Annotated in this window: 17 protein-coding genes; 9 read left to right on the top strand and 8 right to left on the bottom strand. The window is 61.0% G+C overall.

Features of this window, described 5'->3' with window-relative positions:
* Positions 1-477: 477 nt before the first annotated feature.
* From V0R60_RS16660 to V0R60_RS16650, 3 genes are all read right to left on the bottom strand, one after another.
* Positions 478-1,494, bottom strand: a complete 1,017-nt coding sequence (locus V0R60_RS16660) for a YrzE family protein (RefSeq protein ID WP_330080093.1) — start codon at positions 1,492-1,494, stop codon at positions 478-480.
* Between the two features lie 48 nt (positions 1,495-1,542).
* Positions 1,543-1,992 (bottom strand): DUF3597 domain-containing protein, encoded by a 450-nt coding sequence (locus V0R60_RS16655; protein WP_330080094.1) that lies wholly within the window; start codon positions 1,990-1,992, stop codon positions 1,543-1,545.
* 287 nt (positions 1,993-2,279) lie between these two features.
* Positions 2,280-3,155: an AraC family transcriptional regulator gene (locus V0R60_RS16650; RefSeq protein ID WP_136474616.1), complete on the bottom strand. Its 876-nt coding sequence runs from the start codon at positions 3,153-3,155 to the stop codon at positions 2,280-2,282.
* 137 nt (positions 3,156-3,292) lie between these two features.
* Here V0R60_RS16650 and V0R60_RS16645 point away from each other — a divergent pair, with 137 nt between their 5' ends.
* Positions 3,293-4,195: a DMT family transporter gene (locus tag V0R60_RS16645; protein ID WP_330080095.1), complete on the top strand. Its 903-nt coding sequence runs from the start codon at positions 3,293-3,295 to the stop codon at positions 4,193-4,195.
* A gap of 21 nt (positions 4,196-4,216) precedes the next feature.
* Here V0R60_RS16645 and V0R60_RS16640 read toward each other — a convergent pair whose 3' ends face one another.
* Positions 4,217-5,206, bottom strand: coding sequence for a 2-hydroxyacid dehydrogenase (locus V0R60_RS16640; protein ID WP_330080096.1), 990 nt, complete (start codon positions 5,204-5,206; stop codon positions 4,217-4,219).
* Between the two features lie 73 nt (positions 5,207-5,279).
* Positions 5,280-6,227: a LysR family transcriptional regulator gene (locus V0R60_RS16635; protein ID WP_136474619.1), complete on the bottom strand. Its 948-nt coding sequence runs from the start codon at positions 6,225-6,227 to the stop codon at positions 5,280-5,282.
* Between the two features lie 186 nt (positions 6,228-6,413).
* On the opposite strand from V0R60_RS16635, the gene V0R60_RS16630 reads away from it, so the two are divergent.
* Genes V0R60_RS16630 through V0R60_RS16615 form a run of 4 tightly spaced genes read left to right on the top strand, consistent with a single transcriptional unit; the run spans position 6,414 to position 11,191 of the window.
* Positions 6,414-7,940: an efflux transporter outer membrane subunit gene (locus V0R60_RS16630; RefSeq protein WP_330080097.1), complete on the top strand. Its 1,527-nt coding sequence runs from the start codon at positions 6,414-6,416 to the stop codon at positions 7,938-7,940.
* Positions 7,937-10,123 carry an FUSC family protein gene (locus V0R60_RS16625; RefSeq protein ID WP_330080098.1) on the top strand — a complete coding sequence of 729 codons (2,187 nt, stop codon included), beginning with the start codon at positions 7,937-7,939 and terminating at the stop codon, positions 10,121-10,123. Before V0R60_RS16630 ends, V0R60_RS16625 begins: the two co-directional genes overlap by 4 nt.
* Positions 10,113-10,313: a DUF1656 domain-containing protein gene (locus V0R60_RS16620; RefSeq protein ID WP_136474622.1), complete on the top strand. Its 201-nt coding sequence runs from the start codon at positions 10,113-10,115 to the stop codon at positions 10,311-10,313. The genes V0R60_RS16625 and V0R60_RS16620 overlap by 11 nt, the downstream gene beginning before the upstream one ends.
* Before the next feature lie 11 nt (positions 10,314-10,324).
* Positions 10,325-11,191 carry an efflux RND transporter periplasmic adaptor subunit gene (locus V0R60_RS16615; RefSeq protein WP_136474623.1) on the top strand — a complete coding sequence of 289 codons (867 nt, stop codon included), beginning with the start codon at positions 10,325-10,327 and terminating at the stop codon, positions 11,189-11,191.
* A 40-nt stretch (positions 11,192-11,231) separates the two neighbouring features.
* Here the strand turns inward: V0R60_RS16615 and V0R60_RS16610 are convergent, their stop codons facing one another.
* Entirely contained in the window at positions 11,232-11,684 is a 453-nt protein-coding gene (locus tag V0R60_RS16610) for a universal stress protein (RefSeq protein ID WP_330080099.1), read from the bottom strand.
* A 158-nt stretch (positions 11,685-11,842) separates the two neighbouring features.
* Here V0R60_RS16610 and V0R60_RS16605 point away from each other — a divergent pair, with 158 nt between their 5' ends.
* The 4 genes from V0R60_RS16605 to V0R60_RS16590 all read left to right on the top strand — a co-directional run bounded on the left by V0R60_RS16605 (position 11,843) and on the right by V0R60_RS16590 (position 16,949).
* Positions 11,843-12,748: a LysR family transcriptional regulator gene (locus V0R60_RS16605; RefSeq protein ID WP_136474625.1), complete on the top strand. Its 906-nt coding sequence runs from the start codon at positions 11,843-11,845 to the stop codon at positions 12,746-12,748.
* Between the two features lie 109 nt (positions 12,749-12,857).
* Positions 12,858-14,399 carry an MFS transporter gene (locus tag V0R60_RS16600; RefSeq protein WP_330080100.1) on the top strand — a complete coding sequence of 514 codons (1,542 nt, stop codon included), beginning with the start codon at positions 12,858-12,860 and terminating at the stop codon, positions 14,397-14,399.
* Positions 14,400-14,430: 31 nt separating this feature from the next.
* Positions 14,431-15,492: an HlyD family secretion protein gene (locus V0R60_RS16595; RefSeq protein WP_330080135.1), complete on the top strand. Its 1,062-nt coding sequence runs from the start codon at positions 14,431-14,433 to the stop codon at positions 15,490-15,492.
* On the top strand, positions 15,489-16,949 hold the full coding sequence (locus tag V0R60_RS16590) for an efflux transporter outer membrane subunit (RefSeq protein WP_330080101.1): 1,461 nt from the start codon (positions 15,489-15,491) through the stop codon (positions 16,947-16,949). The genes V0R60_RS16595 and V0R60_RS16590 overlap by 4 nt, the downstream gene beginning before the upstream one ends.
* Here the strand turns inward: V0R60_RS16590 and V0R60_RS16585 are convergent.
* Together V0R60_RS16585 and V0R60_RS16580 are read right to left on the bottom strand one after the other, a co-directional pair.
* Positions 16,933-17,757 (bottom strand): SDR family oxidoreductase, encoded by an 825-nt coding sequence (locus V0R60_RS16585; protein ID WP_330080102.1) that lies wholly within the window; start codon positions 17,755-17,757, stop codon positions 16,933-16,935. The two genes, V0R60_RS16590 and V0R60_RS16585, sit on opposite strands and share 17 nt — an antisense overlap.
* 66 nt (positions 17,758-17,823) lie before the next feature.
* Complete coding sequence (locus tag V0R60_RS16580) at positions 17,824-18,288, bottom strand: multidrug transporter (protein ID WP_136474629.1); 465 nt, start codon at positions 18,286-18,288, stop codon at positions 17,824-17,826.
* Positions 18,289-18,367: the final 79 nt, after the last annotated feature.

Here is an 18,367-nt window from a genome sequence, read left to right as displayed (position 1 = left end):
AAGGAACGATCCAGGGTGTCTGGGCTGACGATGTATGAAGAGCCAGATCAACATCAAAAGCTGAACACCAGCGCCTTGCTGTTGCTGTTGCTGTGCTTTCAATTACACAAATCGTGCAGACGCCACAAACCGTCCCTTCAGTAGGCCGAATGGAACCCTTGCGTAGTGGGGCGACGGCCATGGATGGCCGGCGAGCGCCGCAGGGCCAGGACGGCCCTTCGGCGCGGTCCCCACGGGAGCAAGGGTGGAATGAGGGAACCCGGAGCGCAGCGCAGGGCCGGATGCAGGGACAAGGGGTTTTGCCCACTTTTGCCCCGACAAAAGTGGGTCGCCGTAAAGGCGAAACCAGCCAGTAGCGCCACCACATCAAACGGATATGCCCATCGACAATCGAGCCAAGTTCCGCAGTTCCCGGGATTCCGTGAAGAACCAAAAAAATGCCCCGGAGTAGGGGCATTTTTTTGTCGTGCGTCCTGCCTACACTGCAGCGACGACTTTGGTTTCAGGTTGGGTGCGACGCCCCATCATGCCGGCGCCCGCAGCTACCAGGCCGGATACGATCAGGGTGATCAACAACAACCAACTGCCTTGGGAAATACGCTTGGCTGCAACTTCCGCAGCTTCGCGAGCCTTTTGCTCAGCTTCTGCCTTGAGCTCTTGATACTTGGCGTAGGCCTGTTGGTAGGCCTGTTGGGCTTGGTCGACCATCTGGTTGGCTTCAGCATCGGTTTTCCCGGTGCGTGCCTTGATCAGGTTGACCATGGCTTCACGATCGGCGGCATCCCACGCCTTTTCACCTTTGGCTTTGATACGGTCAAGCAATCCGCTGAGTTGCTGATCGGCTGACTGTGGGTTTTGCGCACTGTTTTTTGCGGTCTGTTGCGCATCCTGCTCCGTGGCTTGTGCTTCTCTTTTTACGTTCTCCGGATTGAGCTCAGGTTTTCCTGTTTGACGCATGGCGGTTTCGAGTTCGTTCTGGATATCGCTCAAGTCAAAGTCGATGCCTTGTTTGCGCAACTGGTCCTGCACGGTGTTGCCGATATGCGGGGCGGCCTGGGCAATCGTGCTACCCGCAGCCGAGAGCCCACTGCCGGCAAGGTTAAGGCCGCTGCTGACGATCCCGCTTACAGCACTGGACACAAGATAGAGGGACACCAATGATGTGGTCGCCCACACCAGCAGCCCGTGCAATGCTCCTTCACGTTGCGCCAGGCGCCCGGCAATCCAAGCACCGACGAACACTGAAACAATCCCGCTGACCACCACCCAGATGGCCGTTCCCTTGCCCAGGCCGTCCAGGGGATTGGCTTCCTGCAACGGGTCGATGGAGGCAGAGCCGATGGCGGTGCCCAGTAGATTCAGAATCAGCGACGCGACCATCGCTAAAGCAACGCCTGCGAGAATCGCACTCCATGAAATGCGTTTAAGCAGCGGAGCTGCGGTCAAGTGCGTCTCGGGGTAGACAGCGGTGCTGTTATTGTCGTCTCTGATCATGATGAAACTCCTTTTCTCTCACTGTGCAGCGCTTGAACACATCGATTTTCAGTTATGCAGATCGGCGGGAAGCTGGCCGCCATTTTCTGCAAGCTTGGTCATTACCGCTTTGTGCAGCCACACATTCATGGTCGCCGAGTCATCGGTAGAACCGCTGTAGTTGAGCTCTTTGGCCAGTTCCTTGCGATTGTCCAGGCTGCTGTCGATGTTGAGCAGCTTGAGCAGATCGACAATCGACGTTCTCCAATTCAGTGTTTCTGAGTGCTGCGCTGCCAAGGCGTCGAGCTTGGCGCCGACATCGACAGGCTGAAGGGTCGACTGCGCTGAACCCTGAGGGGTTGTGGAGGCGGGAGTCGGAGTGGAGGTGGGAGTGGAAGGCGGTACCGGCGTCGGCGGGGTGCCTACCGGGGTTTGCACGTCGGGTGTGGGGGCAGTGGTGTGGGTATTGTCATCGCGGCCGATGCCCAGTTTTTCCATAATCTTGCTTAACAAGCCCATGTGAGTCTCCAGATAACAGTCAAGTTCATAGGTGAAGCGGATGGCGCTTACTCGGTAAGGGCCTGGCTTCAATGAACTTGAGCGCTAGCGTTCTCCAACGGTTCAAATTAATTGGCGAAGGAGAGCTTTTTTCGCTGAACGGTTACGAAAACAACGAAAAACGGGCAAAAACCTATCATTTTTACTAGGTACTTGTTCAGTCGGAAGGTGCAGGCTTGATGTAAGTCGCGGGCGCGGCAAATTGCATAGGTCGAGTGGGTTTGCGCCGGTACTTTCAAGACAAAAGCCTAGCGTCTGAATGCAGCCCGGTACGCCCCAGGTGTTGCGCCCACGGCTTGGCGAAAGCGATTGCTGAAATGGCTGGCGCTGGCAAAGCCGCATTGCAAGGCCACTTCACTCAAGGCCAAGTCGCCAAAGCGCAGCAGGTGCCGGGCCATGGCCAGACGTCGGGCCAGCAGGTATTGATGGGGGGGAAGGCCAAAGCTCTCACGGAACATCCGCGCGAAGTGGTATTCGGACAAATTGCACTGCGACGCCAGTTCGCCAAGGCTCAGCGGCTGCTCCAGGTGGCCTTCGATGTATTCGCTTACGTGCCGCCGTTGATACGCTGCCAATCCGCCTTTAAGGCGCAGGCCGTGGCGCTGGCCAACCTGGCTGAGCACAGCATGATCGAGAATTTCATGGGCCAGGGTACTGGTCAGCAAGCGTTCGCCGGGTTCGTCCCAGTTCATCGCGATCAATTGGCGAAAGCGCTGGGCTTGCTCGGGATCGTCCAGGAACGTGGCTTCCTGCAATTGCAGTTCGCGGGGTTCGCGGTCGAGTAGGCTGATGCAGCCGAGGGCGAATTGCTCCTGGCTGATATACAGGTGCGCCAGGCGAATAGAGCCATTCACCACCCAATGTGAAGCCGAACCTGCAGGCATGATGCAAAGCTTGTCGGGCGCGCCTTTGTGGCTGGGCTGATCGCGGCGGAAAGTGCCGGTGCCGTCGGCGATATAGCAAGACAGTGTGTGGTGGCTGGGGGCTTCGTAGTCGCGGGCGTCGTGACGGTTGTTCCATAGGGCTGCAGCCAGGCCATCACCGAGGTCCGCGCTGTGTTCCAGGCGGGAATGGGGTGATTCGTGCATGGCTTTGAAGACTTGCAGCTGATCCAACGCGTTCATGATCGATACCTCTGGGCATCATCCTACGCTGCTGTGCAATGACTGACAGCAGCACCCGCGGTAAAAGCGCAAGAATCTGCAAGCGCACCTCCGGGGAGAGGCCTGAGACTGAAGGCCTGGATGCGAGGAGCGCTGTCATGAACCTGTCGTTGTACCTGTTGACCGTTTTGATCTGGGGTACCACCTGGATCGCCTTGAAACTTCAATTGGGCGTTGTCGCGATTCCGGTATCGATTGTCTATCGGTTTGCCCTCGCGGGGCTGATTCTGTTTGCCATTTTGCTGCTCAGCCGCCGCTTGCAACCGATGAGCCGGCGCGGCCACGGCATATGTCTGGCCCAAGGCTTTTGCCTGTTCTGCGTTAACTTCATGTGTTTTTTGACGGCCAGTCAGTGGATTCCCAGCGGCTTGATCGCTGTGGTGTTCTCCACCGCGACCTTGTGGAATGCCCTTAACGCGCGGGTGTTCTTTGGCCAGAAGATCGCGGCCAATGTACTCGGTGGCGGCGCCTTGGGTTTGGCTGGGCTGGGTCTGCTGTTCTGGCCGGAGCTGTCGGGGCATGCCGCTAGTCCCGAAACCCTGATCGGTCTGGGCTTGGCGCTGCTGGGGACCTTGTGTTTCTCGGCGGGCAATATGCTCTCGAGCCTGCAACAGAAAGCCGGCTTGCGGCCGATGACCACCAACGCCTGGGGCATGCTCTACGGGGCTGGGATGTTGGCGGTGTATTGCCTGGTCAAGGGAATCCCCTTCGAGATGGAGTGGAATACACGCTACATCGGCTCGTTGATGTACTTGGTGATTCCGGGGTCGGTTATCGGCTTTACCGCCTACCTGACCTTGGTCGGGCGCATGGGACCGGAGCGGGCAGCGTACTGCACGGTGCTGTTTCCGTTGGTGGCGTTGAATGTCTCGGCGTTCTACGAAGGGTACCAGTGGACGGCACCGGCCCTGTTTGGTCTGGTGTTGGTGATGCTGGGGAACGTGTTGGTGTTCAGAAAACCCAAGCCCAAGACAACCGCTGCTGCGGTTGCCTTGAGGTAAAGTATTGCCCGGGCCTAGCGCTTAGGGGTTGCTGGGGGATGATTTCCACACCTGCGGATTGACCAGGTCCCGTGGACGTTCGCCCAGCAGGGCGCTGCGCAGGTTGTCGATGGCGCGGTTGGCCATGGCTTCACGGGTTTCAGCGGTGGCGGAGCCGACGTGCGGCAGGGTCAGGGCGTTGGGCAGTTGGAACAGCGCTGATTCAGTCAGCGGTTCTTTCTCGTACACGTCCAGTCCGGCGCCGCGAATGGTGCCGTCGCGCAGGGCTTCGACCAGCGCCGCTTCATCCACCACCGGCCCACGGGACACGTTGATCAAAAACGCGCTGGATTTCATCAGCTGCAATTCACGGCTGCTGATCAGGTGCTTGGTCTGGGCGCCGAGCGGCACCACCAGGCAGACAAAATCGGCTTCAGCCAATAGCTCGTCAAGGCTGCGAAATTGGGCGCCGAGTTCCTGCTCCAATGCCGCCTTGCGCGAGTTGCCGCTGTAGATGATCGGCATATTGAAGCCAAAACGTCCGCGCCGGGCAATGGCCGCACCAATGTTGCCCAGACCAACGATCCCCAACGTTTTACCGTGTACATCGCTACCGAACTGCGCCGGCCCAACCGTGGCCTGCCAGTGTCCGGCCTTGGTCCAGGCGTCCAGTTCGGCAACACGACGGGCGCAGCCCATGAGCAAAGCAAAACCCAGGTCTGCCGTGCTTTCGGTGAGTACGTCGGGGGTGTTGGTCAGGGCAAGGCCGCGCTTATTGAAGTAGTTCAGATCGTAGTTGTCATAGCCCACCGACACACTCGACACCACTTCCAGTTTGCTGGCATTGGCCAGTTGCGCTTCACCGAGTTTGCGACCGACGCCGATCAGGCCGTGGGCCTCGGGCAAGGCTTCGTTGAATTGGGCGCTGATGTCGCCGAGCTTGGGATTGGGGACGATTACGTTGAAGTCTTGCTGCAGGCGTTCGACCATCGCCGGGGTAATACGGCTGAAGGCAAGGACGGTCTTTTTCATCGGCGAAATCTCTGCTGGCGGTGGAGAATGGGTAGCACGCTATCATTCCCCGCCGCCTCTGTGCAGCAAGATTTCAGTTGGCGATCAGCAACTCGTGAGTCTTGAGGTCGGCCTCGTGGGCTGCAAGGATTTCCGGCAGCGAATTGCGCAGGTACTCGACCCAGGTCTTGATCTTCGCATCCAGGTATTGGCGCGATGGGTAGATCGCGTACAGGTTCAATTCCTGCAGGCGGTAGTCGGGCATTACCCGAACCAGCGATCCGTCACGCAGCCCGTCTATGGCCGAGTAGATCGGCAACACACCAACCCCCATGCCACTGCGGATGGCGGCTTTCATCGCGTCGGCCGAGTTCACCTGGAACGGTGCCTGGGTAATGTTGACCACTTCCTGGCCTTCCGGACCGTCGAACAGCCACTTCTCCAGGGGAATCACCGGGCTGACCATGCGCAGGCAGGCATGATTGAGCAGGTCGCCGGGCTTGTGCGCCACGCCGTGGCGTTTCACGTACTCGGGCGAGGCGCAGACGATGCTGTAGGTGATGCCCAGGCGCTGAGACACGAAGCCCGAGTCCGGCAGCTCGCTGGCCAACACGATGGAGACGTCATAGCCTTCGTCGAGCAAGTCTGGCACGCGGTTGGCCATGGTCAGGTCAAAGGTGACGTCCGGATGGGTTTCGCGGTAGCGAGCAATGGCATCGATGACAAAATGCTGGCCGACGCCGGTCATCGAATGGACTTTCAATTGCCCTGCCGGACGGGCATGGGCATCGCTGGCCTCGGCTTCGGCTTCCTCGACATACGTAAGGATCTGTTCGCAGCGCATCAGGTAGCGCTTGCCAGCTTCGGTCAAGGCGATGCGGCGGGTGGTGCGGTTGAGCAGGCGGGTTTGCAGATGGGCTTCAAGATTGGAAACCGCCCGTGAGACGTTGGCGGTGGTTGTATCCAGTTGCACAGCCGCGGCGGTAAAGCTACCGACTTGGGCTACACAGCTAAAAGCACGCATGTTTTGCAGGGTGTCCATGGGTCGCTCTCAAAGTAGACGACAAATTGTGACATGAAGTAACCACGCCGGTCTTCAGACTAAAGCCGGATTATCACTGTTTTCGTAACAAAGATTCGCAGTAATACACGCTTATCGCCAGCACAACCGCCCCCTAGAATTGCGTCTCCAAGCGTCATCCACCTTCTACGTCGGGAATTCGCAGCTGTGCCGCGTCGCATCATCAGAGCGCTCAATGCGCTCAGTGTCTGTGCCCTTAGCTTGACCTTGAGCGGCTGTATCGGAACTTGGGGCATTGCCCCGCAAAGCAAGACGCTGCAAGCCAATACCCTTACCACCGACGAGGCGATCCGCGAGGCCGCCCGCGATGCCCACTGGCCCGACCAGCAGTGGTGGCGCGCCTATGGCGACCCACAACTGGACCGCTGGATAGCGCTGGCCGTAAACGACAGCCCGAGCATGGCCATGGCCGCGGCGCGGGTGCGTGAGGCCAAGGCCATGGCTGGCGTGGTCGAGTCTGCCGAAAAACTGCAAGTGAACGGTGAGTCGACGCTCAAGCGCCACAATTGGCCGCAAGACCAGTTCTATGGGCCAGGGGCGCTGTCCGGTGCCAACACCTGGGACAACAATGCCGCGCTGGGCTTCAGTTACGCCCTGGACCTGTGGGGTCGCGAGCGTAATGCCAGTGAACAGGCCGTGGACATGGCTCACATGAGTGCCGCCCAGTTGCGCCAGGCGCAGTTGGAACTGCAGAACAACATCGTCAAGGTGTACATCCAACTGTCACTGCATTTTGCCCAGTACGACATCGTCAAAGCTGAACTTGAGCAGCAGGAGCAGATTCTGGCCCTGGCGCAACGGCGCCTGGCTGGTGGTATTGGCACGCACTTCGAAGTCAGTCAGGCGCAGACGCCGCTGCCGGAAACCCATCGTCAGCTCGATGCCCTGCATGAGGAAATCGCCCTGGCGCGTAACCAGTTGGCCGCTCTGGCCGGTAAAGGACCAGGGGAGGGCGCGCAATTGCAGCGTCCGCAACTGGCCTTGGGGGCGGCGTTGAAACTGCCTTCGGTCATGCCCGCCGAGTTGGTCGGCCAGCGTCCTGATGTGGTCGCCAGCCGCTGGCAGGTCGCGGCCCAGGCGCGCGGTATCGATGTCGCCCATGCCGGCTTCTTCCCCAATGTCGATCTGGTCGGCGGCTTGGGCTTCATGGCCACAGGTGGTGGTGCGCTGGAGTTTCTCACTGGGCGCAAGTTCAACTACAACGTCGGCCCGGCCATCAGCCTGCCAGTGTTCGACGGTGGTCGCCTGCGCTCGCAGTTGGGTGTGGCATCGGCCGGCTATGACATGGCCGTGGCGCGTTACAACCAGACCGTGGTCGAGGCCCTCAAGGGCATTTCCGATCAGTTGATTCGTCGCGAGTCGATGAAAGAGCAACAGCACTTTGCTGCCGAGTCGGTGGCCTCGGCGCAGAAAACCTACGACATCGCCATGATTGCCTTTCAACGGGGTCTCACCGATTACCTCAATGTGCTCAATGCGCAAACCTTGCTGTTTCGCCAGCAGCAGATCCAACAGCAGGTCCAGGCCGCGCGCCTGACCGCCCACGCTGAATTGGTCACGGCCCTCGGCGGTGGCCTGGGCGCCGGCAATGATGTGCCGAGCGAGGATAAACAACAGGCGCCGAAAACCCCGGCGACCCTGGCGCTGTTCGACAAGCCGGACCGTGCCGAATGAGCGTTCTGACACTGCCGTTTCGCTGGCTGGGCTCCCTTGAATGGCGCCGTGGCTTCTTTGAATGGGCGCGCACTGACGGGGTCACCTGGGTCTATATTTTCAAGGTCCTGAGCGCCGCCTTCCTCACCTTATGGCTGGCCATGCGCCTGGAGCTGCCGCAGCCGCGCACCGCAATGATCACCGTGTTCATCGTTATGCAGCCGCAGAGTGGGCATGTGTTTGCCAAAAGCTTCTGGCGCCTGCTCGGGACCCTGGCCGGCTCCTCGATGATGGTCGCCTTGATCGCGCTGTTCCCGCAGAACACCGAACTGTTCCTGCCAAGCCTGGCGGTGTGGGTTGGCTTGTGCTCGGCGGGCGCCATGCGTTATCGAACCTTCCGCGCCTACGGCTTCGTGCTGGCGGGCTACACCGCGGCAATGGTCGGCCTGCCGGCGCTGCAACACCCCGATGGCGCGTTCATGGCCGCGGTTTGGCGGGTGCTGGAAATTTCCTTGGGGATTCTGGTGTCGACACTGGTCAGCGCCGCGATTCTGCCGCAGTCGGCCAGTGCGGCCATGCGCAACGCCCTGTACCAGCGCTTTGGGGTGTTCGCCAGCTTTGTCGTCGAAGGTTTGCGCGGTGACAGTCAGCGCGATCGTTTCGAAAGCAGCAATGTGCGCTTTATCGCCGAGGCCGTGGGCCTGGAAAGCCTGCGCAATGTCACCGCCTTCGAAGACCCGCACATGCGCCGACGCAACGGTCGGTTGGGGCGCATGAATAGCGAGTTCATGGCCATTACCACGCGTTTCAATGCACTGCACCAATTGCTCGAGCGCCTGCGTCTGCGCGGTCCGCTGCAAATCACCACGGCTATTGAGCCGGGCCTGCAGGCGTTGACCGAGCTGCTCGATGTCTATGCCGGACGGGCGCTGACCAACGCCGATGCTGCGCGCCTTGCCGAGCAACTGGCGGCCTACAAGGAAGGCTTGCCGGAGCGCGTGCGCAGCATGCGTGCCGCCTATGTCGAGACTGGGCCGAGCGAGTCCGACTTGCTCGACTTCCACACCGCCTACGAGCTGCTCTACCGCTTTGTCGACGACCTGCACAGCTATGCCCTGACGCATGCCTCGCTGGCCGAGCACAACCATGCGCGCGAGCAGTGGGACGAACCGTATGTGGCGCAGACTGACTGGATGGTGTCGCTGGCAGCAGGGCTGCGTGCGTCCTTCATCCTGTTGGTGCTGGGCAGTTTCTGGATTCTCACGGCCTGGCCCAGTGGTGCGATCATGACCTTGATTGCCGCCGCCACGGTGGGCTTGTCGGCAGCTTCGCCGAACCCCAAGCGCATGTCGTTCCAGATGGCCTGCGGAACCTTGATCGGCGCCTTTATCGGCTTTTTCGAAACCTTTTTTGTGTTTCCCTGGATCGATGGCTTTCCCTTGCTGTGCCTGGTGCTGGCCCCGGTATTCGTGCTCGGGGCTTTCCTCGCCTCACGCCCGGCCTACGCCGGTGTCGGCCTGGGCTTGCTGATCTTCTTTGCCACCGGCTCAGTGCCAAACAACCTGACCGTGTACAACCCGTACGACTTCATCAATGACTACATCGCTATGGTCATCGGCATGTTGGTGTGCGCCGCTGCCGGGACGATCATCCTGCCGCCGAACAGCCGTTGGCTGTGGAGCCGGCTGGAGCTCGATCTGCGCAGTCAAGTGTTGTTTGCCATTAGCGGCCGTCTGCGCGGCCTGGGCTCGGCCTTCGAAAGCCGCACCCGTGACCTGCTGCACCAGGCCTATGGCCTGGCGGTGGGCAAGCCGCAGGTGCAAAGCAACCTGTTGGGCTGGATGTTCCTGGTGCTGGAAGTCGGCCACGCGATCATCGAGCTGCGCAAGGAACAGGCCATTTTGCCGGTGCATCCTTGCTACGCCGAGTCGCAGTCCTGGCGCCTGGCAATCCGTGTGATGGGGCGTGCCCTGGCACGGTTGTTCCTGCAACCGAACGCGAGTAATCACGAGCGGGCGCTGGTCGCCGTCGACCACGCCATCAGCCGCGTGCAGGCCACCGACGAACCCTTTGCCCGGCACTTTGACACCTCGGCTTTGCGTCGCGTGCAGAGCTACCTGCATTTCATCCGTACTTCGCTGCTCGACCCCCAGTCGCCGCTGGCCGCAATGGCTCCGGCCCAAGGACTGCACCATGCCCCGTGAAATCGCCTTCCATGGCGTCTATATGCCGACCATGACCCTGATGTTTGTGCTTGCCGCCGGGCTTGCCTGGGGCCTGGATCGGTTTATCGCCAGCTACGACGGCTATCGCTTCTTCTGGCATCCGGCACTGCTGCGCCTGTGCCTATTTATCTGCCTGTTCGGTTCCATGGCCCTGACTCTCTACCGTTGAGACCCCTGTTGATGAAAAAGTTTTTCAGCCTGATCGCCACCTTGCTCGTGTTGGCTGCTGCCGTGGCCATCGGCCGCCAGCTGTGGGTGCACTACATGAACACGCCCTGGACACGTGACGGGCGGGTACGCGCCGATATCATCAATGTGGCCGCCGATGTGCCGGGCTATGTCGTTGACGTACCGGTGCGCGACAACCAGTTGGTGAAGAAGGGCGATGTGCTGATGCAGATCGACCCCGAACACTATCAAGTGGCGGTCAAGCAGGCCCAGGCCCTGGTCGCCTCCCGCAAGGCCACCTGGGAGATGCGCAAGGTCAACGCACATCGGCGTGCCGATATGGACAACCTGGTGATTTCCCGCGAGAACCGCGACGACGCCAGCAACATTGCCAACTCGGCGCTGGCCGATTATCAACACGCCCAGGCGCAACTGGCAGCGGCCGAGCTGGATCTTAAACGCACCACGATTCTCGCCACAGTCGATGGCTACGTCACCAACCTCAATGTGCATCGCGGTGACTACGCACGGACCGGTGAGCCGAAAATGGCGGTGGTCGACAAGGATTCGTTCTGGGTCTACGGCTTCTTCGAAGAGACCAAGCTGCCCCATGTGAAAGTGGGCGACCAGGCTGAGCTGCAAATGATGAGCGGTGAAGTGCTCAAGGGCCATGTGGAGAGTATTTCCCGCGGCATCTACGACCGCGATAACCCTGAAAGCCGTGAGCTGATCGCTGACGTCAACCCGACCTTCAACTGGGTGCGCCTGGCCCAGCGGGTGCCGGTGCGGATTCACATCGATGAAGTGCCGGAAGGCTTCCTGCTGGCGGCGGGGACCACCTGCACCGTGGTGGTCAAACCGCAGCAGGACCCAGGCTGAAACAATCCTGTCGATAGCCTGTAGGGGCGGGGGAATTTCTTCAGGCTTTGCGCGAGTCCACCAGCACCGGGCAGTTCACTTGATCAATGACCTTGTTGCTGATCGACGGGTCCAGCAAGCGCCCCAGTCGATTCAAATGGCGATGGCCCATAAGGATCAACGCACAATCGAGCCGCTGGGCTTCGCTGACGATCGCCGCCACGGGGTCGACCTGGGCCAGCTTGCCTTCACTCTCGAAGCCAAACCCACGCAAGCTCTTCAGTGCCTGTTGCACTGCGCCAACCGCGTGGCGCTGTTCTTCAGTGGCGGCCGGAAACTCCTGTTGCTCGTATAAGCTTATCGCCCCAGGGCCATCGCTGAGCGAGAAGGCTCCGTCGATGGCCAGTAGCACATGCAGGCGGTGGCGGTTGGGCTGGCAGTACTGTCGGGCCAGTTCCAGCAGCCCTTGGCAGGCGCTGGAACCATCAATGGCAATCAGGACGGGGCTGAGCATGCAGGGCTCCACGGGGCGAGTTGCGAGCCGGTCATTGTTGGCCAAAGGCGAGGGCGGATAAATGGCCTGGTGTGCACTGTGTAGTTGTGTGCAGCGCAACTCGAAGGCGGCTGTCGAACTGGTAACATGAGGCCTTCCCAGCCCTTGGATGCCTGGCAATGCAGATCCCGGATATGAACCTGTTGGTCGCCCTCGACGCGTTGCTCGATGAGGGCAGTGTGGTGGGCGCTGCACGGCGCATGAACCTGAGTCCTGCGGCCATGAGTCGAACCCTGGGGCGTATCCGCGAGGCAATTGGTGACCCGATTCTGGTGCGCGCCGGGCGCGGGCTGGTGCCGACGCCGCGTGCGCTGGCACTGCACGATCAGGTACGGGCGCTGGTCGAGCAGGCCGGGTTGGTGTTTCGCAGCCGCGAGGAAGTTGAGCTGGCCACCCTGGATCGGGTGTTTAGTATTCGCACCAATGACTTGTTCATTGCGCTCTACGGTGCGCAATTGCTGCGTACCATGCACGAGCAGGCACCGCGTACCGTGCTGCGTTTCGTTCCGGAAAGCGGCGGTGACGACGATGCGGTGCTGCGTGATGGGCGCACCGATCTGATCGTCAGCTCGACCGTTGACCTGGGGCCGGAAATCAAGGTGCAGAGCTTGTTCAACACGATCTATGTCGGCCTGGCGCGCGAGGGGCATCCGATCTTCGATGCTGAAATCACTCCGGAGCGCTTTGCCGCCTATCCGCAAATCAGCGTGTCCCGCCGGGGGCGTGCCAACGGACCGATTGATCTGGAGCTGGCCAATTACAAGGTGCAGCGCCATGTAGCGCTAATCACACCAAGTTTTCACTCGGCAATGTTTTCCCTGCCGGAGTCTGACCTGTTGCTGCCGATGCCGGCCAACATCCTCACCAGCGTGACCAAGTTGGGCTTGCCGCTGCGCTCGTTCCGCATTCCGTTACCGATGGAGCGGGTCACGGTGATGCAGGCCTGGCACCCACGCTTTGACAATGATCCGGCCCATCGCTGGCTGCGCCAGACCCTCAAGGCGTGCTGCAGCGAAAGGACGTGATCGGCGGATTGCGTTTGCTGCACTCGTAAAGTGCCAATATGTCAGTTTTCGTCATCATTGGCGCTTCATAGACTTCTGCCGGTAGTTTGTTCCCCCGGAGATGTCTGTAATGAGTTCGTTGACTGCGTTGCCCCCTGCTGTCGCGCCTCCGCCTGTGGCTGGAGCCGCCGCGCCGACCGCATTCGGCCTGCGCATCGTGGTCGGGTTGCTTGGTGTATTGCTGGCAGTGTTGTGTGCCGGCCTCAACGAAATGGTCACCAAGGCGTCACTTGCCGATATTCGTGGCGGTATGTTCATTGGTGCCGATGAGGGGGCCTGGCTGATCGCGGTGTATGCCGCGGCGTCGGTGTCGGCCATGGCCTTTTCGCCGTGGATGGCCGCGACGTTTTCCCTGCGGCGCTTCACCCTCTGTGCGATCGGTGCCTTTGCGCTGCTTGGGCTGTTGCAACCCTATGCGCCGAATCTGTCCAGCCTGATGCTGTTGCGCACCCTGCAGGGGCTTGCGTCGGGCGCCTTGCCGCCAATGCTGATGAGTGTCGCACTGCGCTTTTTACCCCCCGGCATCAAGGTTTATGGCCTTGCCGGGTATGCCCTGACCGCCACTTTCGGGCCGAACCTGGGCACGCCGTTGGCAGGGTTGTGGACCGAGTATGTCGGATGGCAGTGGGCGTTCTGGCAGATCATTCTGCCGTCTCTATTGGCCATGGTTTGTGTCGCCTGGGGCTTGCCGCAGGATCCGCTACGCCTGGAGCGCTTCAAGCAGTTCGACTGGCGGGGCTTGTTGCTTGGTTTGCCGGCGATCTGCTCACTGGTGATTGGCCTCACCCTGGGCGATCGCATGGGCTGGTTCAGCTCGCCATTGATCTGCTGGTTGCTGGGCGGTGGCCTGGTGCTGCTGGTGCTGTTCATGCTCAACGAATGGTCCGAGCCGTTGCCGTTCTTCAAGTTGCAGATGCTCAAGACCCGTAACCTCACCCATGCGCTGGTCACCTTGTTCGGTGTGCTGATCGTGCTGACCGCAGCGATTCTCATCCCATCGAGCTACCTCGCTCAGATCCAGGGTTATCGTCCGGCACAGACCGCTCCGTTGATGCTGCTGGTGGCCTTGCCGCAACTGCTGGCGCTGCCCTTGACCGCGGCGTTGTGCAACATACGCGCCGTGGACTGTCGTTGGGTTCTGGCCGCCGGCCTGGGCATGCTGGCACTGTCCAGCGCGCTGGGCAGTCAGCTCACCAGTGAGTGGATACGCGACAATTTCTATCTGCTGCAGATGCTGCACATTTTTGGCCAACCCATGGCGGTATTGCCCTTGCTGATGCTTGCCACCGGTGGCATGACCCCGCAGGACGGCCCGTTTGCCTCGGCCTGGTTCAACACCATCAAGGGCCTGGCTTCGGTAGTGGCGACCGGCGTGCTCGAGGCATTGACCACGGTTCGCCGACATTTTCATTCCAACACGCTGGTCGACAATCTGGGCAACTCGCCGTTGATCGACAGCCAGATGCCCGGGTTGGCCAAGCGCATTCACGAACAGGCGCTGGTGCTGACCTCAGCGGATCTTTACTTGTGCATGGCGGTGCTGGCTGCGGCGCTGACCCTGCTGATTCCTTTTGTGCCTACACGAATCTACCCACCGCGTACGGTGGCCTAGGCGCTTGTTCTGAGAGAAAAACATGACGACGATAACGACGCATCGAAAAACCGCCTTGATTGTTGCCGCGTTGGTGGTTGCAGGACTGGCAGGTGTGGTCGGCCCGATGCTGCTGGGCCGCGATACCGAGCAGAGCACCAACGACGCCTATGTATCTGCCGATTACACCGTGGTTGCGCCGAAAGTGGCGGGTTTTATCAAACAAGTGCTGGTTGAAGACAACCAGCAGGTCAAGGCCGGCCAGGTGCTGGCGCTGATCGACGACCGTGATTATCAGGCCGCACTGGCGGCGGTCCAGGCGCAACTGTTGGTGTCCACCGCCCAACTGCACAATGCCCGGGCGACCCTTGAGCGCCAGGCATCCGTGATCGCCCAGGCACAGGCGGCGGTAAGCGCCGACCAGGCTGAACTGGCGTTTGCCAATCATGAGCTGACCCGTCACAGCCGTCTGGCCGAGCAGGGCGCCGGCACCGTACAGAACGCCCAGCAGGCGCGCAGTCGAGTGGATCAGGCGCGTGCCCGCCTGGCCAATTCGCAAGCAGCGTTGGCCGCGACACGCAAACAAGTGGATATCCTTACCGCGCAGGTCGACAGCGCTGAGGGTGGGCTCAAGCATGCCCGGGCAAGCCTTGAGCGAGCGCAGCTGGATCTTTCCTATACCCGCATCGTCGCACCGATTGACGGCATGGTTGGCGAACGTGCGGTGCGCGTCGGTGCCTATGTCAATCCGGGGGCTCGGCTGCTGTCGGTGGTGCCCTTGGAGCATGCCTATGTGGTCGGCAACTTTCAGGAAACCCAACTCACCCATGTGCAGCCTGGGCAACCGGTGCAGATCCTGGTCGATACCTTTGCCGACCAATACCTCAAGGGGCATGTCGAGAGTATCGCGCCTGCCACCGGGGTGACCTTTGCGGCAGTCAAACCGGACAATGCCACCGGTAATTTCACCAAGGTGGTGCAGCGGATTCCGGTGAAGATTGTTTTCGATGCCGACCAACCTTTGCTGCAGCGCCTGCGTGTGGGCATGTCGGTGGTGGCGAAAATTGATACCGGCGCCCAGCTCGCCGTCGGTGAAGAGGTCAGCGCCCGATGAAACCTGCGTTCGCCTTGTGCCCATTGCTGCTGAGCTTGCTCGCCGGTTGTACTTTAGGCCCCGATTTTCACGCGCCTTCGGGCAAGGCCCCGGCTCATTGGCCTGCGCTTCAGGAGATGCCAGCGCCGAGCCAGGCTCAGGCCGAGCCGCTGGAGCAACGCTGGTGGGAGAGCTTTCACGACGCCAAACTCACTGCCCTGATCGAGCGCGCCACGCAAGGCAACCTCGACCTACAGATCGCCAGCGCGCGATTGCTGCAAAGCCGTGCGCTGCGTACCAGCATTGCTTCCGAGCAAACCCCAGCGGTCGACCTGGACGCCGGTTACAGCCGTGGCCGCAACAGCGCCCAAGGTCTGAGCGATCCCTCGGGCAAAGGCGGAAAGTCGGCGTTCAACCTCTGGCAAGGTGACCTGACCGCCAGTTGGGAGCTGGATCTGTGGGGCCGGGTACGCCGTCAGGTCGAAGCCGCTGATGCGGTGGTGGAAGTCGCCGAGAATGACCGGCGTGGCGTGCTGCTGTCATTGCTGGCCGAGACCGCTGGCAACTACATTCAATTGCGCGCGGTACAGAGCAACTTGAAGGTCACCCGGGAAAACCTCGAGGTCTCGCGGCATAGCCTGCGCCTGTCGCAAATGCGCTTGCGTGATGGTGTCGCCACCACGCTGGACGTTGCCCAGGCCAGCGCCCAGGTGGCCTCTATCGAGGCGCGCCTGCCAACACTGGAGGAGCGCCAGGCGCAATTGATCAATGCCCTGAGCCTGTTGCTCGCCGAGCCACCGCGCAGCTTGCAGGCCCAATTGCTGGCGCCGGCCGAGATGCCGGCGCCGCAGCAGCGCTTTGCGATTGGCGTGCCCTCGGAGCTGGCTCAGCGACGCCCGGATATTCTCCAGGCCAACGCTCAATTGCATGCCGCCACAGCCAATATCGGTGTGGCCAAGGCTGATTTCTACCCGAGCATTCGCTTGTCGGGCAATGTCGGCTTTCAGTCGATGCAATTGTCCGATTTCGGAGGCTGGGATTCGCGCCGATTCGGCATCGGGCCGCAGTTGAGCCTGCCGATATTCGAAGGTGGACGCTTGACTGGCGTGCTCAAGTTGCGCGAAGCCCAGCAGCAGGAAGCCGCGTTGCACTACCAGCAAGTGGTGTTGCGTGCCTGGCATGAGATCGACGATGTCCTGCGGCTGTACAACGCCAGCCAGCTGCGCCGCGACCTGCTGGCTGAAGCCGTGCGCCAGAACCGTGTTGCCTTGCAGACGGCGCAGCAGCAATACGTCGAAGGCGCGGTGGATTTTCTCAGTGTGCTCAGTGTTCAGGGCGCCTTGCTGGCCAGCGAGGAGCAGTGGGTCGAGAGCTCGGCCGCGGTGTCACAGGCCCTGGTGGGTTTGTACAAGGCCTTGGGCGGCGGTTGGCAAGCATTCGACCCGGCGATGACGGCCGCGGTTACAACGGACGATTGAGGCCGAAGCGCTTCTTCAACACTTTGTCCAACAGCGAACGCGGCAGCCAGCGGGCCAGCAGCGGCAAGGCATGACTGCCGTTGCCCAGGCGTACCAGCGATGGGGTGGGCTGTTTTTCCACGGCCGCCAACAGGCCCTGGGCGAACACTGCTGCTGAAGTTGGGCGGTCCTGCGAGGCGCGGGCGCGGGCGTGGATCTGTTCGCGCAGCGGCCACCAAGGCGAGTCGGCTGCCAGCACCTGCTCGGCCTGAGTCTGGGCGTTGTCGGCAAACTGTGTGGCAATCGCGCCTGGCTGCACTTCCATGACCCGGATGCCCATGGGCGCCAGCTCCAGGCGCAGGGCGTCGCTCAGCGCATGTACCGCAGCTTTTGACGCGCAGTAGGCACCCGCGAAAGGGGTTACCAGAACCCCGGAAACACTGCCGATGTTCACCACCAGGCCTTTGTTGCGACGCAGCGCCGGGAACAGCGCGCGAGTGACGCCAACCAGGGCAAAGACGTTGGTTTCGAACTGGCGCTGCATGGCTTCGACGCCACCATCGAGCAAAGGACCCATGGCGCCGTAACCTGCGTTGTTGATAAGCATGTCGAGGCCGCCATGCAGCGCCTGAATTTCCTCGCTCAGGCCTTGCAGCGCCTGGGCATCGTTGACGTCCAACTGGCGGCCGGTAAAACCGGCAGCGTCCAGACGTGAGACATCTTCAGCTTTACGTGCCGTTGCCCAGACTTCATAACCGGCATCTCTGAAACGTTCGGCGAGGGCGCGGCCAATGCCGCTGGAACAACCGGTGATAAGGACGATGGGCATGGACGATCCTTCGCAGCGCAGAAGAAGAGAGCCCGATCATACCCAGCTCACTGGCAGACGGAAACGCTAGTTGGAAAAGCTGCCGCGTAGTTGTTCGGCCCTGAACTCCAGAGACTGCGGACGATAACCCGGGCGCAACGCCGGCAGCGGCAGGCAGTCGCTCCATTCGGCGCCAGGCTGCAACGCGCCTGGGCCACGGTAACGCGGTGCGCTGTAGGTGTTTTCGCTGAGGTTGACGCTATCGCCGGGGGCATAAGCGGCGACCCGCCAGCGCAAAGTTTGCAGGGGTACTTCGTTGCCGTTTTTCATCTCGACGCGCAGGGGGCGGTCGGCCGGGCAGGTTTGTGGCGCATAGCTCAGGCGCAGTTCGAGCCGGGCCAGTTGGCGGGTTTCGCGGTTATCCTGCCAGACTACCCACAGCGCCACCAAGCCGAGGCCGAAAACGGCCGCTACGGAAATGGGCAGGGCTTTGGCGGGGTAACGCAGCAGCAGAACCAGCCAGGTGAGGACGAGCAGGGCGCCGATAAGCATGGACACAGCCTTGAATGCGGGTGTGCCTTTATCCTAACCGTAAAAATGCTTGCCCTCAAAAGCATCGCCGGCATGCCCG

It is taken from the genome of Pseudomonas auratipiscis (genome assembly GCF_036324085.1).
Taxonomy (GTDB): Bacteria; Pseudomonadota; Gammaproteobacteria; order Pseudomonadales; family Pseudomonadaceae; genus Aquipseudomonas; species Aquipseudomonas auratipiscis.
Note: the sequence above shows the minus strand (reverse complement) of the source record. Positions and strands in the feature narration are given on the sequence as shown.

What these genes read in the sequence shown, in the direction of transcription:
- V0R60_RS16660 (WP_330080093.1), bottom strand. Translation starts at nt 1,494, where the DNA reads ATGATCAGAGACGACAATAACAGCACCGCTGTCTACCCCGAGACGCAC.
- V0R60_RS16655 (WP_330080094.1), bottom strand. Translation starts at nt 1,992, where the DNA reads ATGGGCTTGTTAAGCAAGATTATGGAAAAACTGGGCATCGGCCGCGAT.
- V0R60_RS16650 (WP_136474616.1), bottom strand. Translation starts at nt 3,155, where the DNA reads ATGAACGCGTTGGATCAGCTGCAAGTCTTCAAAGCCATGCACGAATCA.
- V0R60_RS16645 (WP_330080095.1), top strand. Translation starts at nt 3,293, where the DNA reads ATGAACCTGTCGTTGTACCTGTTGACCGTTTTGATCTGGGGTACCACC.
- V0R60_RS16640 (WP_330080096.1), bottom strand. Translation starts at nt 5,206, where the DNA reads ATGAAAAAGACCGTCCTTGCCTTCAGCCGTATTACCCCGGCGATGGTC.
- V0R60_RS16635 (WP_136474619.1), bottom strand. Translation starts at nt 6,227, where the DNA reads ATGGACACCCTGCAAAACATGCGTGCTTTTAGCTGTGTAGCCCAAGTC.
- V0R60_RS16625 (WP_330080098.1), top strand. Translation starts at nt 7,937, where the DNA reads ATGAGCGTTCTGACACTGCCGTTTCGCTGGCTGGGCTCCCTTGAATGG.
- V0R60_RS16620 (WP_136474622.1), top strand. Translation starts at nt 10,113, where the DNA reads ATGCCCCGTGAAATCGCCTTCCATGGCGTCTATATGCCGACCATGACC.
- V0R60_RS16615 (WP_136474623.1), top strand. Translation starts at nt 10,325, where the DNA reads ATGAAAAAGTTTTTCAGCCTGATCGCCACCTTGCTCGTGTTGGCTGCT.
- V0R60_RS16610 (WP_330080099.1), bottom strand. Translation starts at nt 11,684, where the DNA reads ATGCTCAGCCCCGTCCTGATTGCCATTGATGGTTCCAGCGCCTGCCAA.
- V0R60_RS16605 (WP_136474625.1), top strand. Translation starts at nt 11,843, where the DNA reads ATGCAGATCCCGGATATGAACCTGTTGGTCGCCCTCGACGCGTTGCTC.
- V0R60_RS16600 (WP_330080100.1), top strand. Translation starts at nt 12,858, where the DNA reads ATGAGTTCGTTGACTGCGTTGCCCCCTGCTGTCGCGCCTCCGCCTGTG.
- V0R60_RS16590 (WP_330080101.1), top strand. Translation starts at nt 15,489, where the DNA reads ATGAAACCTGCGTTCGCCTTGTGCCCATTGCTGCTGAGCTTGCTCGCC.
- V0R60_RS16585 (WP_330080102.1), bottom strand. Translation starts at nt 17,757, where the DNA reads ATGCCCATCGTCCTTATCACCGGTTGTTCCAGCGGCATTGGCCGCGCC.
- V0R60_RS16580 (WP_136474629.1), bottom strand. Translation starts at nt 18,288, where the DNA reads ATGCTTATCGGCGCCCTGCTCGTCCTCACCTGGCTGGTTCTGCTGCTG.